This window comes from Lysobacter gummosus (assembly GCF_001442805.1).
In the GTDB taxonomy this organism is placed as follows: Bacteria; Pseudomonadota; Gammaproteobacteria; order Xanthomonadales; family Xanthomonadaceae; genus Lysobacter; species Lysobacter gummosus.
Map to the genome: position 1 here is coordinate 5317287 of NZ_CP011131.1, position 16800 is coordinate 5334086.

At 61.8% G+C, this 16800-nt stretch carries 13 protein-coding genes; 6 read left to right on the forward strand and 7 right to left on the reverse strand.

The genetic code is table 11. The features are described from left to right. Nucleotides 1–17: 17 nt before the first annotated feature. Nucleotides 18–857 (reverse strand): hydroxypyruvate isomerase family protein, encoded by an 840-nt coding sequence (locus LG3211_RS21650; RefSeq protein WP_425479983.1) that lies wholly within the window; start codon nt 855–857, stop codon nt 18–20. 272 nt (nt 858–1129) lie between these two features. Between LG3211_RS21650 and LG3211_RS26015 the strand changes: the two genes are divergently transcribed. Beyond that, complete coding sequence (locus LG3211_RS26015; RefSeq protein WP_222837539.1) at nt 1130–1438, forward strand: hypothetical protein; 309 nt, start codon at nt 1130–1132, stop codon at nt 1436–1438. A 200-nt stretch (nt 1439–1638) separates the two neighbouring features. Here the strand turns inward: LG3211_RS26015 and LG3211_RS26020 are convergent, their stop codons facing one another. From LG3211_RS26020 to LG3211_RS27570, 5 genes are all read right to left on the reverse strand, one after another. Continuing rightward, a complete protein-coding gene (locus tag LG3211_RS26020) occupies nt 1639–3435 on the reverse strand; it encodes an Ig-like domain-containing protein (RefSeq protein WP_148649068.1) in 1797 nt (598 codons plus the stop codon). Nucleotides 3436–4139: 704 nt separating this feature from the next. Continuing rightward, nucleotides 4140–5900, reverse strand: a complete 1761-nt coding sequence (locus LG3211_RS21660) for a hypothetical protein (protein ID WP_057944640.1) — start codon at nt 5898–5900, stop codon at nt 4140–4142. Nucleotides 5901–6013: 113 nt separating this feature from the next. Further along, nucleotides 6014–6436: a hypothetical protein gene (locus LG3211_RS21665; protein ID WP_057944641.1), complete on the reverse strand. Its 423-nt coding sequence runs from the start codon at nt 6434–6436 to the stop codon at nt 6014–6016. 1018 nt (nt 6437–7454) lie between these two features. After that, on the reverse strand, nt 7455–8081 hold the full coding sequence (locus LG3211_RS21670; protein ID WP_148649069.1) for a hypothetical protein: 627 nt from the start codon (nt 8079–8081) through the stop codon (nt 7455–7457). A gap of 463 nt (nt 8082–8544) precedes the next feature. Continuing rightward, nucleotides 8545–8871: a DUF3658 domain-containing protein gene (locus LG3211_RS27570; protein WP_083512738.1), complete on the reverse strand. Its 327-nt coding sequence runs from the start codon at nt 8869–8871 to the stop codon at nt 8545–8547. 337 nt (nt 8872–9208) lie between these two features. Between LG3211_RS27570 and LG3211_RS27575 the strand changes: the two genes are divergently transcribed. Further along, on the forward strand, nt 9209–9340 hold the full coding sequence (locus LG3211_RS27575) for a hypothetical protein (protein WP_425479984.1): 132 nt from the start codon (nt 9209–9211) through the stop codon (nt 9338–9340). 184 nt (nt 9341–9524) lie between these two features. Further along, nucleotides 9525–10121, forward strand: a complete 597-nt coding sequence (locus LG3211_RS21680; protein WP_057944644.1) for a hypothetical protein — start codon at nt 9525–9527, stop codon at nt 10119–10121. A gap of 60 nt (nt 10122–10181) precedes the next feature. On the opposite strand, the gene LG3211_RS21685 is transcribed toward LG3211_RS21680, so the two are convergent. Continuing rightward, nucleotides 10182–11420, reverse strand: coding sequence for a hypothetical protein (locus tag LG3211_RS21685; RefSeq protein ID WP_148649070.1), 1239 nt, complete (start codon nt 11418–11420; stop codon nt 10182–10184). Nucleotides 11421–11891: 471 nt separating this feature from the next. On the opposite strand from LG3211_RS21685, the gene LG3211_RS21690 reads away from it, so the two are divergent. From LG3211_RS21690 to LG3211_RS21700, 3 genes are all read left to right on the forward strand, one after another. After that, a complete protein-coding gene (locus LG3211_RS21690) occupies nt 11892–12509 on the forward strand; it encodes a TetR/AcrR family transcriptional regulator (protein WP_057944646.1) in 618 nt (205 codons plus the stop codon). A gap of 82 nt (nt 12510–12591) precedes the next feature. Further along, nucleotides 12592–13701: an efflux RND transporter periplasmic adaptor subunit gene (locus tag LG3211_RS21695; RefSeq protein WP_057944647.1), complete on the forward strand. Its 1110-nt coding sequence runs from the start codon at nt 12592–12594 to the stop codon at nt 13699–13701. Beyond that, a complete protein-coding gene (locus tag LG3211_RS21700) occupies nt 13698–16784 on the forward strand; it encodes an efflux RND transporter permease subunit (protein WP_057944648.1) in 3087 nt (1028 codons plus the stop codon). The genes LG3211_RS21695 and LG3211_RS21700 overlap by 4 nt, the downstream gene beginning before the upstream one ends. Nucleotides 16785–16800 lie beyond the last annotated feature (16 nt).

Below are 16800 nucleotides of genomic sequence, written 5' to 3' on the forward strand. Positions count from 1 at the left end.
CTAGGTGGATATCGGTTTCAAACGTCGCACAGGCGTATCGCCTCGCGCAGCGAGGCGACCGGATCGGGCGCTTCAGGCATGAACTCCTGCGCCAGATAACCGCCGAAGCCGGTGTCGCGAATCGCGCGGCAGATCGCGGGATAGTTGAGTTCCTGGTCCGCGCCGATCTCATGCCGGCCGGGCACGCCCGCGGTGTGGTAATGCTTGAAGAACGAATGGTTCTTGCGGATGCTGGCGATGATGTCGCCTTCCATGATCTGCATGTGATAGATGTCGTAGAGCAGTCCGAAGTTGCCCGATCCGATCCGCTTGCACAGCTCGATACCCCACGCGGAGCGGTCGCAGAGATAGTCGGGGTGGTCCACTCTGGAATTGAGCAGTTCCATCACCAGCATGACGCCGCGCTTCTCGGCATGCCCGAGGATGCGTTTCAGCCCCGCCTCCGCGTTCTTCATCCCCTCCTCGGGATCCATGCCATTGCGATTGCCGGAAAAGCAGATGAGGTTGCGGTAACCGGCATCCGCCACCAGGTCGATGTGACGGGTGTAGCGCTCCACCAGCTGATCGTGGAACTCAGAGGCGGCGAAGCCTTTCCCCAGGCTGATCTCGGCGCCATTGCACATCGAGCTGTCCACGCCATGCGCCTTCAGGGTGGGCCAGTCTTCCGGGCCGACCAGGTCGATGGCGGAAAAACCGATGCGCTTCACCGTCTGGCAAAGCTCGGCGACCGACTGCTTCGGGAACGTCCAACGGGCGACGGAATGCTTCAGGTTGCCCTTGAGCGGCTTTTCCGCTGCCAGCGCGGGCGCAACCCCGCCCGCGGCCAACCCGAAGCCAGCCGCCACTGCGGCGCATATCGCGTTTCGCCTCGTGAGCTTGGGGTTCAAAGAGCTCATCCCGGCGTCCTCAAACCACAAACGAAAGTTTGCTCAGACGAATCTTTCGAGGCATCGCCTCTGCTGTGGGATGCACGCCAGCCACCGATTCGTTGCCTCGGTTCGATCGAATAGATACTCATCTATCTTCCGGCCTCCCAACCGGTGCGAAACCTTGAAATTCGCCAAGATGCAATCGATTGCACCATAAAGCAACGGAGCGCGTTCCCGCAAGGCTTCCGGGCCTGAATTTTATGCTGCAAGGCACAACGAAACGGCACAGGATTCCGCAGACACCGTCCCCGATTGCACAGCCGCTTGCCGCAGACGCGCCGGCCTCGGCCATACCGTCCATCGGCACTGCGGTTGCGAAGGAAATCGACTCCTGGCAGCTAAAGAATTGCCCGAAGAAGTGCGTGCTGCGTACATGGCATTACGGAGCGATCATGCGCGGCCGCTCGCGGCTGATGCTCGATGAACCGCTCGCCTTCAATTACGATGCGGCGCTGCGATTCAAAGGGCAAAACAGGGGCCAGAGCAGCCTTTCTCTTTTCTCTTTATGAGTCGAGAAAGGCTACCGCCACCTCTGTTCTGGCTCTTGCGCATCCTGACCCGCTCGGGGCCAGTTCGCCCGCAGACCACCGGTCATGGCTGGAGTGAGTTTACGCAGAGGCGAAAAAAAATCGGCGCCCATCAAGGGCGCCGAGTAAGGAGGAGCTGGAGAGCAGGCGAAGCCTTGCCCGCCCCGACTATTCGCCGCCGGTCAGGGCAAGGTGTTCAACGTCGCCCGCACCGGCCTTGAGAAATTGAAACCATCGTGCCGGTCCCAATTGACCGACCAGGTCATGACGCCGCGGAAGCTGGGATAGGCCTGCTGAGGCCGGATGCTTCCGCAACTCTGCAGCCGCGTCAGGCAGTTCAGGGCATTGGCGATCGTGGCCGACGACGCCTGTCCGCTGTTGGCCGAGGACGGTCCCGAGGGCAGTCCGAACGCCACCTGGTCCGGCCGCAGGCCGTTGAAGACGACGCCGGTGTTGTTGTTGGTCCTGAATCCCTCGATCAGCATCAGGCTGGCGCCGACCAGCATGTCGACCGACCCCTCGGGCAAGCCGTTCTGGCTGTACGGCGAATACAACGCGCCGTTGTTGTAGTACTGCACGTGGATCAGGTCCAGCTCCTGGCGCAGTCCGTCGATGATCGGCAGATAAGCGCCCCAGATCCCGCTGTACGCGGCGAAGCCGCCCTGGACATACGGGTGTTCGGGCGCCATCGACAGGTAGAACGACGGACCGATGCGCGTATTGAGCTGCTTGATGGCCGTGACCAGGTTGGTCTGCACGGCCGCGCCGTGGAAGACGCCCGCGCCGCTTTCCAGGTCGATATCCACGCCGTCGAAACCGTAGTAGCGGATCAGGTCCTCCATGCTGTTGACGAAGTTGGCGACCTGCGTCGCATTGTTCAGCGTCACCGTGCCGTTCTGGCCGCCCAGCGACAGCACGACCTTCTTGCCACGCGCGCGCGCCGCGGCCACGTCGGCCTTGAACTGCGCTTCGGTTCCGGCGCCCGGATCGACCGTGAAGCTGACGGCGCCGTTGCCTGCGTCGTCGCCGAAGGCGACCACGATGACGTCGAAGTCGTTGGAGACCTGGCTGATCGGGATGGTGGGACCGGATGGATTCGTGAAGTTATGCCAGTACCCCACCAGCGCATGCCGCGGCAGGGTGTTGTCGCCGCCACCGGCACTGGTGGTCGCGCTGATCTGCGTGCCTTGCGCCGAGGCGTTGCCGGCGTTGTCGCGGGCGCGCACGCGGAAGGTGTAGGCCGTGGACGCGGTCAGGCCGGTGCTGCTGAAGGACGTACCGGCAGGCGAGCCGACGAGCGCGCCATTGCGGTAGACGTCGTAGCCGGCGACGCCGCTGCCGCCGGCGTTGTCGGTGGAGGCATTCCAGCTCAGGTTGACGCTGGACGAGGTCACCGACGTTGCGACCAATCCGGCCGGCACACTGGGCGCGGTGGTGTCGGGCGTCCCGGTATTGACGGTGATGTTGGCCGTTGCCGACGTGGTGGTGGCGCCCTCGTTGTCGGTAGCCACCGCAGTGATCGCGTAGCTGCCTGCTGCCGCATTAGGCCAGCTCGCGCTGTACGGGGACGTGGTATCGATGCCCAGCGAAGTGCCGCCACGGAAGAACTGCACCTGGGCGACGGTGCCGTTGGCATCGGCTGCATTCGCCGTAGCGGTGATGGTGGCGCCCGCAGTGAAAGTGGCGCCGTTCGCCGGCGCGGTCAACGCGACCGTGGGCGGCTGGTTGCCGCCAGCGCTGCAGGCCCCCAGATCCTGGTAGTAGCCGCAGCTGGGGCAGTGCGTGGGCGGTGTATTCCAGATCGACATAGTCGCCTGATACAGCCGCCCCTGATAGACGAGCTTGCTGCCCGCGTTATAGATGGTGGCCGCGTTCCATTCTGCGATCCCCGTGCAGCTGACGGTCTGCGCGTGCGCGGGCGACAGCCAGGCCGCCAGCAAAAAGCCGGACAGCAAGATTCCTGTCAATCTGATGCTCATTGGGTGTGTTCTCCAGGTACCTGGTGGATAGGGAAGGAGGCGGGCGCGAATGCGCCGACCTTTTCAAGCCACGCGCGGCAAACCTGCTGCGGCGCGGCCTTTCCCCCCCAGAGAACAATGACAACAGTTGTGCGGTCAGTTATTGATCCGCGCAGTGCGCTGCATGCATGTGCAGCGTTATTGGACGCCGCCGACTGTGGTGGGCGACGACCCGCATGTCAAGTTGCCCATTTCCGATTAATGCGGCGACCGTCACACCGCGAAATAGGCTGCCATGCAGCGATGTGCGCATGCGCCTGAGCATGCTCGACTGGTACGGCCTGAAGTACCGGCACTGCATCAAGCGCCAGGCGGGCGTTGCGTGAGGCGAAGTGCATCATGCAGGAGGCGACCACCGACTACTGGCGCCATTCCACACCCAAGGGTCACAGGCGGCTCGATGGGCGTCGAGGTGAGTCGCTTTAGCCGCCATCAAGCAGATGCTCAACGATCGTCGAATCGGTCCCTTTTGGCGCGACCACCGTCTTAATTTGCTTCGCAGTCCACCCGCGCCCGCGACCCGATAAGCAGACTAAATCCCGGGCACAACGATGGGCTTAGGTTGAGCCACCCCGGCTTTCCGCGGCTTGGCCCCAGGCTCGAGGGCGCCGCGCGACCATGACGCATCACCCGGAAGCGAGAACGCTTCCGGGCTCACGCTTTACTTAGTAGGTCAGATACTCCAGACGTTTCGCACTCAACTCGCCAGGCGACTCGTTCCGCTCGTCGGCGCTGAAGCCCTGTCCGCCCATGGTGTCCCCGTTGATCAGGAAGCTGAAGATGCTCGGACCCTTGCCTTCCTTGTCCCTGGGGTATTGCGCATTGCCGTGGCAACCCATGCATCCACCCATCACCAGTTGGTCGGAATTCGGGGGCAACTTCTTCACGCCCAGGATGCTTGGCAGCCCGCGCTTGGCGAGCAGGGTGAATTCCTTCTTGTCGGGGCTGGGATCCTTGACTCCGCCCTTGAACAACTGGATGCCGGGCTGGCTGCTCTCGACCACGATATTCGCCAGGTAATAGTCCTGGGTAAGCGGATTAGGCGTAGCCGGCGTGACGGAGCTGTCCTCGTTCGTGGGCAACACCTGAAGCCCCACGAGACGATAATACTGCCACACCGAATTCTTGAACTCGGGCGTGTTGGCCATGGCTAGCTGGACTTCAGAGTTGACGCTATAGACAGCGCTTGTCGCTACCGGTGGATTCTGGACCTTGATCGGACCCGAAAACCCGGAAGGCACGGTGAACTTGCCGGGAACGACATCGTAGCCGTGGGCACTATCGATCGCGCCCGCCAAGGGCAACGCGACCAGGGTCCGGTTGGAACCGGAATTGAGGATGGCCGACGGCCGCGTCTCTGGCGGTACCGATGCATCGTATTGCAGTTGGTCATAGAGGTTGATGACATACAGTCCGGTGTCTTTCTTGTCCGGCGTGGTCAGGCTATCCACCTGTTCGAAGGTGGTGTAAACGAACGTCGGGTAGTTCTCCATCTTGCGCAAGATATGCAGGCCGACCAGACCGAAGGTGGCCACCCGAGCCTGGGTCTGGCCATTCTCCTGGTAGTAATACAAGGCCTCGGCCGTGTGATAGCGGCCGGACGCGATCAAGGCGGGAGTCATTTCCCGCCATGCCGACTTGACCTCCACCGATTCTCCCTGGTCCGTCCCGTTGGGAGGCAATTCCAGCGCGGTTGGAGGATTGTTGGCGTTGTAGATGGATTTTATATAACCATATTCAACAGGGCTCACCTTGGCCTGGAACAAGATGATGTGATCGTCCTGGGGATTGGTTGACGGCGTGTTGCCGTTTTTCGGGAAGAAGATCTGGTTCTGGCCGATCTGGGTGTTTTCGTCGAGATTGTTGAACCGGGCGTCGGTCGACGCGACCTTGACGTTTTGGAAGGCGTACTCGGGATCCAGGGTGGCAAGGTTGCCTTTGGGCGCCGATCCCGCGGGGAACAGCTCGGACCGGTGAGCAAAGGTTTCCCAGACCAACTGATTGCTGCTGAAGTTGGAATTGGCGGTTCTGCCGCTCTGGTAGAAACCACTGGCGCCGGATGCGGCGAAGTTGCGGTTCGGATCGATGCTTCCCCGCACGACCGGAGACTTGCCGGCGACATCGACGCCATTTTTCTGCGCGGGGGAATTGAAGTGGATGAACTGCCGCCAGGCAAAGCGGGCGTATTCCGCGTGAGAGATGTTGGGGTTGTAGGGGTCGTAGTTGTACGGCGGCGGGGCGGTGGGCAGAGCCGCCGGGGTCGCGGTCAGGTCAGCCGCCGTGATCGGTGCGCCGCCCGGAAACGGTGTTTTCTGATCCTTGGAGATCGATGAAGCGGCGACAGTGGGTTCGGTTTTTTTCGTACACGATGTGGACATCGCCAGCGCACCGGCGAGTGCACCGAACATAATGATTCCGGTCTTCATTGCTGCACTCCGTCATTGTTGCGCTCCGTGGTGAATCCGGACGATCCATCGCGGCAGCCATGGGAATTCATGAGTTATCACGCCGCCCCATTTCAGCCGGGGACGGAGGCGGGTCAGCCCACGTACTGGTACCACTGGATCACGAAGTTGGTATCGTTGAAATCATTATCGGTACCGTCTTCGGTCACGTATAAGTTGCCCCCACCCAGTGTTTTGTTGATGAAGAACACGACTGGATTGCCCGCCGAGACTTGCGGAATGTATGGCCCGCTGCTGCCGAACTGGACCTGCATCCCGTGCGCCATGGTGAACCTGCCGGCTCCGTTCTGGAGGAAGCCGACGTTGACGCCGCTTCCCGAGATCGGGAAGCTCGCCTGACTGCCATCCAGGCAATAGAAACTGATGGGGTTGCCGCCGGCGTCGATGACCTGGACGTATTGCGTGTATGAGGCCTGATGCATCGCCGTGAACGTCACCAGCTTGCCGTCGGGGATGTACTCCAGGGACTGAGGTTTCGACCATTGGATCGTTGCCATGATGAAATCTCCTTAATCTTGATTGGCTTCCAGGACTGGGTGAGGCGCCGCTGCTGCCTTCACCGGCTGTCATGCCGCTGGCTCCGTGAAACCGTTGCCGCATGGCAAGTGCTTGCCGGAACAGTGTCGTCGAGCAGTTTGTGGACCATGAAGTCTTCCACCGGCTCACGTCGGCAGCGTCGCGCATGGCGGTGCAGAGCTATTGCAAGGACATCCCGAAATGCGCGCTGCCGTTCTGGCGTCAGCTCCGCAATTCAGAGGAACATCGTTCGATACTCTCGTTCCGGCCCAGCTCGACTCCCGTCAAAACACGCAGGCCCGAATCAGAACCTGGTGCTTCGCGCGGCGACTTTCCTTGGTCAACGACACAGGGCGATAAATGACGAAGCAGTCTTAAGGTTCACGGATAGCCTTTCTGTGATTCAACGAAAGCGCCGCCGTCTTGGATTCAAGCATCTGCGTCTTAGCGCATCGCCAACTACTACGCTGTTAAGCGGAAGCGGCGGCCAGTTTTTTTTAGCGATTCTTGATTCAGCGCACAAAATCCGGCGACTATTTCGCGCCAATGCGACTTCGCTCGCAAAAGCATCGGCAACCAACGAGCGAGAAGTTCCATGCGTACAGCAGCCCACCCTGCGCTGATGCTTCGGAGAAAAAGGTCGATTTGCCCTGAAGGCAGGCAACCGCGAGAACACTCTCACTAGCCCGTTCCACAACGCGAAAGGCGGCGCAGAGGACGGCATCGAACATGCGCCGCCGGCGGGTGGCGGCCGCTCGCCGGCCGATGCGGAGGAATTACTGCAACAGCTCGCTGCGGCGCGGCTAGCGGGCCGCCTGCCGCTGGCGCTGGAGTGGTGCGACGCGCGCCGGCGCAATGGCTGCGGTAACCCGAAGTCGCGCTGGTCGCCGCCAGGATCGGCTGCGATCGCGGCGAACGCGAAGCCTGCGAACGGCGGTTTAAGGAGCGGTTGCCGAGGAATTACGAGCCCGTGTATTTCCGCTCGCCCCGGTACCAGGCTCAGTCGGGCCTGAGATGCCAATCCAGTGTTTGCACGGCCCCCAAGGCACCGGGCCCGCTGCGGGTATCGTCGATGAAGCTGATCCGATCGATATTCACCGTTCGGTCCTGATCGTAGGTGATGTTGTGCAGCACGAGCGTGCGCTTGTCCAAGTTGATGCTCTTCAACACGCCTTGCTCGATCGTCGGGTTGATGGAGCCGTCATGCTTGCCCCAGATCATCAGGTACTTGCCGATCGGATATTGCTTGAGATCGGCATCGAAAGTGGGTGGATTTTTTGGCTCATTACCCAACTTGCTGATGGTGTCGACGTCGCCGAACTTGCACTCGACAAGGTCCTGGCGCTCGACTTTCCCGTCAAGACCGATGTAGGCAGCTACTTGAATAACGAAGCAGTCTTGCGCCAGATCGATTTTTGACAGATATCCCTGGATCGTCTCTCCGTTCGTCTTCAGGATCACCACGGCATCATTCTGAGAAAAGCCCTTGACCATCTCATTCTTGTCCACGTCGTGTCTTCGTCGCTCGTGGACGCAAGCCAGCAATGAGCGCTTGTGGCCGGGCTCAAGTGGGCATCCTTGTATATTTTTCATGTCGCCGGCCAGCGGCCGGAACCATCGAAGCATGAAGCAGCATTCTTATCGGCTATGCCGAAATGCTAAACGGCAGTGCCGCTCTCATTTGGGATTTTGCGCCGAATTCCGAGAACTGATCGCCGGTGCATTTCCGACACGATCTCCTGCTGGTACGACTGGCGCGCAGACAAGGACGCCAACCCGAGCCACGACGACTTTGTACGCGATCACGGTGAACACCAAGGGCGTTTCAGAACAATCTTGCAACCGTATTCGAAGCACAAGACCTCGTCACATACGCACCGGAAACGTTCACTGGCTATTGGCTCATCGAGAATTTTCCGAAGGGGATGAGCATGATGGATTGGTATGGCTTGCGGTATCGCCATTGCATCGAGCGCAACGCAAGACTCAGAGAAGCGAAGTGCATCATGCAGGAGGCGACGTTCGACCATTGACGCTACTCGCCGCCGAAAGATCTCAAGCTGCTTGATGCGCGGCGCGGCTAATGGCGCTAGCGGCTTAACAGGCGAACGCCAGCAGCGGCGAGCCGCACTTCGCTATAACGCATCCTCGACAGGTCGCCTTGAGCCTCAAGTCGACCGAGCGCCACCATCTCCGCCACGCGCGCGGCGCAGAAACTGTCAGGCCTGCTGCCCATCAGGGCGCCAACAGCCCAAGCGACTTTGCGCCGGTGATGGTCACAGGCGCTAAGCAGGACCGTATCGATCGCTTGGACCTGATCCGGGCGAAGCGAAGCAATCAACTTGACGGCATCCTCGCAGGGCGCCAAATCTACCGGTCCGTACTCTGAGCCAGCATGTCCATATCCTCGGCTCACTTGATCGCCCCTCGGTTGACAGGCGGCATGGCGGGAGGCTTGGTTGCATGAACATCGACATCGACAAGCTCAAACTGCGGGACCTGACCTCCCTCCTGATCGCCGCAGAGAAACAGAAACATCTCCTGTCAAAGCGTCGCCCGCCACCTCGGTGCGCCGACAAGCAGTCGCACTGGCCGCGCGCCACGGCTACACGATCAAGGAGTTCGTTGGCGATCAACCGGCGGCGCTTCATGCTGCCAGCAAGAAGCTCGGCTCGCGGCGCAAGCCGAGCAAAGTGGCTCCCAAGTATCGCGCCCCCAATGACAAGCGCACTACGTGGTCGGGCCGGGGACTCATGCCGCGGTGGCTGGCCCAAAAGACGAAGCACGGACGGAGTATCAGTGATTTCTTGATCCCCGGCCTTGCGAAGCCCACGGCACGAAAGGCCAATTCCATAGGCAAACGCACACTCATCAAGCAGGGCTAACGCAGAGCTAGCGCGGACCAGTCTCGTGGACCCAAAGGACTGACGACTCTCTATCTCCGGGCGATTTGAAATCGGTATCGCCACGTCTCCGCATCCGGACGATGCGCACCTGGCTGCCGCCTGGGCGGGTGCACTCCTTGGTGCTACGATTCCTCTGCGTTTTGGAAATTAAGGAGGATTGTCCATGCATTTTGGGAAGCATCTATTGGTCGCCGGGGGGCTGATCACGGCACTGCTGGCAGCTCAATCGGCGATCGCCCAAATTCCCGCTGAACTTCTGCAGGGAGGGGGAGGAGGCCAGGGCTCGCTCTATAGCGACGCATTCTACAAATCGAAAGACGGCTATTGGGTGTTGATGCGTAGCCGCGAAGACAACGGCCTGCGCTGCTCCGTCAGCTACATCATGCCTGACAGCTTGTATGCCATTCATGGCCCCGGGAACGCCGAGGAGGCCAGTAGAGGCGCGGGGCAGATCTGGTTCAGCGGCGACAAGATCCGTTCGCCGGCCGCTACCGAGCAAGTTGACATCGTCATAAACGCCCGGGGCAAGACCGTCACCTATCCCACCGCGCTCGTCAATATCGTCCCGGATCGCGGGACGTTCGTAATGTTCCTCGACGTCAAGAACTACCTGCGTAAGGTGATCAAGAAGGGCGAGGACACCGACGAGTTCACTGTCCGGCTCGAAGGCAAGGAAGTCTATGCAGTCAAGCTGCCGCAGTTGCAGAAAGCCTATCGGATGCTCGACAAGTGCATGGCCAGCGGCGGCGCCAAGCAGTGATCGGACGTCGGATGGCACGGTCATGCTGCGGCCGGCGCACCCTGCGCCGGCCGGCACGAGTCAGTTCCTCGGCGCGTTGAGCAGGCTCGAACATACATAGGCTCGACCAGGGCCGCTGCGATTTTCCTCGACAACCACATCGGCCACGCGCATCGCGCCAGAGGCATCGGGCTTCAGCACGAATTGAGCCTGGCAGCTTTCGTACAGCCCCTGAGTCGAAATGTGGTCCCCGCCAGCGGTAACCAATGCGAAACGGCTGTCGTAATCGCGCGCATAGGTCAGATAGCGCAGCCCGCCCGCTTCGCTGACCACAGGCGCCCCCATCGCTGCTACGACGTCGCCTTCGTTCTTACCAAGCCAGACACTGATCATCGTCTGCTCGGCGCCGCTGATGTGGCGGCCGCCGCGCATTTTCGCCGCCTCCGCAGTGAAGAGGTTCTCGTCGTCGGCCTTCTTGATGCGGGCGCCGACAACGTCGCGTTGGCGTTCCAACATGGCGATCTGATCCTGTAACTGCTTCTCGAACGCGGCAGCCTCTTTCGCCGTCAGCTGACGGCCGTTGTTGAGCGCAGGCTTGGGCGCCCCCTTCCAGAAGTGCTCCCAGGTGTAGCTGGCCAACACGTTCATCGACAAACCTTCTGTGGGCAGGAATTCGGCCATGTCGAAACCCAGCCCACGCATGCTTTGACGCAAGGCCGCCGGATCCATCTTGCCGTTCGGCATCGCGGCAGCCTGCTTGGCGTGGCGGATGGCCGAGTCGCTGCAGGCGACCCGATAGACCTTGAGCATCAGATAGTTCGATGCGGACTGCCAACCACTGCCGGTCAGGGGCTGAATCGCTGGCGAATCCTTCATCCGCTTGTGCCCGCCGACCATGCGGAACTCGACCGCGTCGACATCGGGCAAGGCTGCGGGAGCCTCGTCGGTCGCCTGCTTGCGCGAAGCCTTCTTGGCGCGGGCGGCAGCAGGGCACTTGAACTGCAAGGTGGTCTCGGTCCAGTAAGGCTGCTTCGCCGCTTCGTATACCATGGTCAGGACGATCTCGCGGATGTCGCCCGAGCCGTCGCCGATTCCCGACTTGTCGGTCGAATAATCGTTGACATACGTCAGTATGCGATCGGGCGAGGTTCCGCCCGCGTCGATCACCATCCTGTCGGTCGCCTTCGCCGGAACAAGCGCCGTCCCCAGTACGATGCACATCATTACAAATGACTTCGCACTCGTATCAACCTTGCCCATTGCCAACGCCTTCCTTGCTTGGATCATCGATAAATACATTGTTTCGGAAACGCTCGTCAAACCTGATCCGACTTCCGAGCCAATGCGAGAGTTTCCTGACCAGGGGCATCATTGAGAATGCGACCCGAGCACTGGCCAGCGCCCTACACACCCGCCCCGTAATTCATCTCGCTCTTTCAGCATCATCGACATTCCATGCGCTGAACCTGGCGCCGGAACCGTATTTAGCCTTAATCAGCGATATGACCTCCTCGCTGCCGTCCGCGTAAATCGTGTCTGGAATCTCAATCCCTTGCTCGCCAAATACGATGACGCTATATGGCTTGTTGGACTGGTCCTCCGGCACCGGCGCGCGGCCTTGCTCCCGCCCACTCGCCAGCCGCCCAGCTAAGAGCGTGCTCGAGCGTTAGCGGGCACGCTCCGGCGCCAGCGAGGAAGATCGGTTGCCAGCGCGCAGCCTTTATTTTTACTGACCATATTACCGATTGGTCACTTGTTGCCTATTCGCCCACCAGGCGATAGGCTCACGCTATGAACAGACCAACCCCTCATTCAGGCGCGACTCGCGGCCCCGCCGATCATGAGCTGCGAGATCAGATCGTCGCAGCCGCAACCGAGCATTTCAGTCGGTACGGCTATGAGAAAACGACCGTCTCCGACCTCGCCAAGGCCGTGGGCTTCTCCAAGGCCTACATCTACAAGTTTTTTGAATCCAAACAAGCGATTGGCGAGACCATCTGCGTCAACTGCATGCTCCAGATCGAGGCCGAAGTGCGGGCCGCGGTCGACGGGGGCGATCGGCCGCCAGAGAAGCTTCGGCGCATGTTCAAGGCCATTGTCGATGCAACCCTGCGCCTGCTGTTTCAGGATCGCAAGCTCTACGAAATCGCCGCCTCAGCGGCCAGCGAACGCTGGCCAGCGACGATTGCCTACGAGGCGCGCATGCAGGCCCTGCTTCAGGACATCATTCAGGAAGGCCGACAAACCGGAGACTTCGAGCGTAAAACCCCGCTCGACGAGACCACGGCTGCGATCTATCTCGTCATACGGCCCTATCTGAATCCGCTTCTGCTACAGCACAGCTTCGATTACACCGAACAAGCGCCGGCCCGGCTGTCCGGCCTCATCCTTCGCAGCCTGTCTCCATGATGAACGCCACGCTGTGACTATTGACGAAATTAGTCACTAGTATCATGCTTCGGTCCCAGATCAGCTTGTCTGTGGGACCCACATGCTCCGGCACCTCGTTTTATCCGCAGTCCTTTGTGCATTGCCGTTCGTGCTCGCCGCCTGCGGCGATACGGCCGCATCCGATCCGCGCACTCAGGCGCCACTGGTGCGCGTCGCCATCGTTCAAGGGGCAGACGCCGCATCGCGGTCCTTCACCGGGACCGTAGCCGCCCGGGTACAGAGCGACCTGGGCTTCCGCGTCTCCGGCAAGGTGCTGGAACGGCTCGTGGATGCGGGGCAAACCGTCCGGCGCGGGCAGTCGCTCATGCGCATCGACCCGGCCGATCTCGAGCTTGCGGTGAATGCGCAACAGCAAGCCGTTGCCGCCGCGCGCGCGCAGGCGGTGCAGACGACGCAGGAGGAAGTCCGTTATCGCAACCTGCTCGGAATCGGCGCCGTATCGGCATCGGCTTACGAACAAGCCAAAGCCGCGGCCGATGCCGCCAAGGCGCAGCTTCGCGCGGCCCAAGCCCAAGCCGAAGTCGCTCGCAACGCGAGCCGCTATGCGCAGTTGCTGGCTGATGGCGATGGCACGGTCATGCAAACGCTGGCAGAACCTGGGCAGGTCGTCGGCGCCGGACAGGTCGTCGTGCGCCTGGCGCATGCCGGTCCGCGCGAGGCGCTTGTCCAATTGCCAGAAACCCTGCGCCCTGCGGTCGGGTCCGCCGGGCAAGCCACGCTCTTCGGCAAGGACGGCGTCGCCGTAGCGACGCGGCTTCGGCAGTTGTCGGATGCCGCCGATCCGCTAACACGTACCTTCGAGGCGCGGTACGTGCTCGAAGGGGAACTGGCAAACGCCCCATTAGGCGCCACGGTCACCATCCAGATCGCGGACGGGCACTCCGGCGGGTCCAGCGGCTTGCAAGTGCCGGTCGGAGCCCTGTTCGATGCAGGTAAAGGGCCCGGGGTATGGGTCATCAACGACAACACGACAAAGGTGGCGTGGCGGCCGGTCACGGTCCTGCGCGTGAGCGATGAAGGCGCACGCGTTGCCGGCCGGCTCAAGCAAGGCGAACGCATCGTCGCGCTGGGTGCCCATCTGCTGCGCGAAGGCGAGCAGGTCCGAATCGCCGGCCCGTCCGCCGCCGCGACCGCGGGAGCCGGGCCGTGAGCGCGAGCCGCTTCAACCTGTCTGCGCTCGCCGTTCGCGAGCGCTCCGTCACCCTGTTCCTGATCTGCCTGATCTCGCTGGCCGGGCTCATTGCATTCTTCCAGTTGGGCCGCGCGGAAGATCCCGCCTTCACGGTCAAGGTGATGACCATCGTGACTGCATGGCCCGGCGCCACCGCGCAGGAAATGCAGGATCAGGTCGCCGAGAAGATCGAGAAGCGCCTGCAGGAGTTGCGCTGGTACGACCGCAGCGAGACCTACACGCGGCCCGGCCTGGCGTTCACCACCTTGACCTTGCTCGACAGCACGCCGCCTTCCGCCGTGCAGGAGGAGTTCTACCAGGCACGCAAGAAAGTCGGCGACGAGGCCAACAATCTTCCGGCCGGCGTGATCGGTCCGATGGTCAACGACGAGTACGCGGATGTCACCTTCGCGCTGTTCGCACTCAAGGCCAAAGGCGAACCGCAGCGACTGCTGGCACGCGAAGCCGAGACGCTGCGCCAGCGGTTGCTGCACGTGCCGGGCGTGAAGAAGGTCAACATCATCGGCGAGCAGGCCGAGCGCATTTATGTTGAGTTCTCGCACGAACGCTTGGCGACGCTGGGCGTCGGTCCGCAGGACGTATTCGCCGCGCTCAACAGCCAGAATGCGCTGACGCCGGCGGGCTCGGTGGAAACCCACGGACCGCAGGTGCTTGTCCGCCTGGACGGCGCGTTCGACGAGTTGCAGAAGATCCGCGACACGCCGGTGGTCGCGCAGGGCCGTACGCTGAAGTTGTCGGACATCGCCACTGTTCGGCGCGGATACGAAGACCCCGCGACGTTCCTGATCCGCAACGGCGGCGAGCCGGCCTTGCTGCTGGGCATCGTCATGCGCGATGGCTGGAATGGCCTCGACCTGGGCAAGGCGCTGGACCACGAGGTCGGTGCAGTCAACGCCGAGCTGCCATTGGGCATCAGCCTGACCAAGGTCACCGACCAGGCGGTCAACATCAGCTCGGCGGTCGGCGAGTTCATGGTCAAGTTCTTCGTCGCGCTGCTGGTGGTCATGCTGGTGAGCTTTATCAGCATGGGCTGGCGCGTGGGCGTGGTGGTGGCCGCGGCCGTGCCGCTGACGCTGGCGGCGGTCTTCGTGGTGATGGCGGCGACCGGGAAGAATTTCGACCGCATCACGTTAGGCTCCCTGATCCTGGCGCTGGGCCTGCTGGTGGATGACGCCATCATCGCCATCGAAATGATGGTGGTGAAGATGGAGGAAGGCTACAGCCGCGTCAAAGCCTCCGCCTATGCCTGGAGCCATACCGCCGCGCCCATGCTGTCGGGCACGCTGGTGACCGCCGTCGGCTTCATGCCCAACGGTTTCGCGCGCTCTAGCGCGGGCGAGTACACCAGCAACATGTTCTGGATCGTCGGCACCGCGTTGATCGCGTCGTGGGTGGTCGCGGTAGTGTTCACGCCCTACCTCGGCGTGAAGATGCTGCCGGATTTCAAGAAGATCGAAGGCGGCCATGACGCCATCTACGACACGCCGCGCTACAACCGCTTCCGTCAGGTGCTGGAGCGCGTGATCGCACGCAAGTGGCTGGTGGCCGGCTCGGTGGTGGGACTGTTCGTCATGGCGATTCTCGGCATGGGCATCGTCAAGAAACAGTTCTTCCCGATCTCCGACCGGCCCGAGGTACTGGTGGAGATACAACTGCCTTACGGCACCGCGATCGGGCAGACCAGCGCGGCCACCGCGAAGGTAGAAACCTGGCTGGCCAAGCAGAAGGAAGCCAGGATCGTCACCGCCTACGTGGGCCAGGGCGCGCCGCGCTTCTACTTGGCGATGGGGCCGGAGCTGCCCGATCCTTCGTTCGCCAAGATCGTCGTCCGCACCGACAATCAGGACGAGCGCGAGGCGTTGAAGCACCGGCTGCGCCGAGCGATCGCCGATGGCCTGGTTCCCGAGGCGCGTGTGCGTGTCACCCAACTCGTGTTCGGTCCCTACTCGCCATTCCCGGTCGCTTACCGGGTGGTCGGGCCCGACCCCGTCAAGCTGCGCGAGATCGCCGCAGACGTACGGCAGGTCATGGAAACGAGCCCGATGATGCGTACCGTCAACACGGACTGGGGCACGCGCACGCCGACACTGCACTTCACCTTGCAGCAGGATCGGCTGCAGGCGGTGGGGCTGACCTCCAGCGCCGTCGCGCAGCAGTTGCAATTCCTGCTGAGCGGCATACCGGTTACCGCTGTGCGTGAGGATATCCGCACGGTACAAGTCATCGCGCGCTCGTCCGGCGACATCCGGCTTGATCCGGCCCGGGTGGCGGACTTCACCCTGGCAGGCGCCAATGGACAACGCATCCCGCTCTCGCAGGTGGGCGAGGCAGAGGTGCGCATGGAAGAACCGATCATGCGCCGGCGCGACCGCATGCCCACGATTACCGTGCGCGGCGACATCGCCGACCACTTACAGCCTCCCGATGTCTCCACGGCAATGCTGCAGCAACTCCAGCCGATCATGAACCGGCTGCCGAGCGGCTACCGGATCGAGCAGGCCGGCTCCATCGAAGAGTCGGGAAAGGCGACCAAGGCCATGCTGCCGTTGTTCCCGATCATGCTGGCCATCACCTTGATCATCATCATCTTCCAGGTGCGTTCGATCTCCGCGATGGTGATGGTCTTCCTGACCAGCCCGCTGGGCCTGATCGGCGTCGTGCCCACCCTGATCCTGTTCCAGCAGCCCTTCGGCATCAATGCGCTGGTCGGACTAATCGCGCTGTCGGGAATTCTGATGCGCAACACGCTGATCCTGATTGGACAGATCGGCGAAAACGCTCAGGCGGGTCTCGACCCGTTCCACGCCGTGGTGGAAGCAACCGTGCAGCGTGCCCGCCCGGTAATCCTGACCGCTTTGGCGGCAATCCTCGCGTTCATCCCGCTGACCCATTCCGTGTTCTGGGGAACGCTTGCCTACACGCTGATTGGCGGCACGCTGGCAGGAACAGTCCTGACCTTGGTGTTCCTGCCGGCCATGTACTCCATCTGGTTCAAAATCAGACCGACTCCTTTGCAGGCCCGATCCACAACGACCAGTTAGACACGGGAAGAATCCG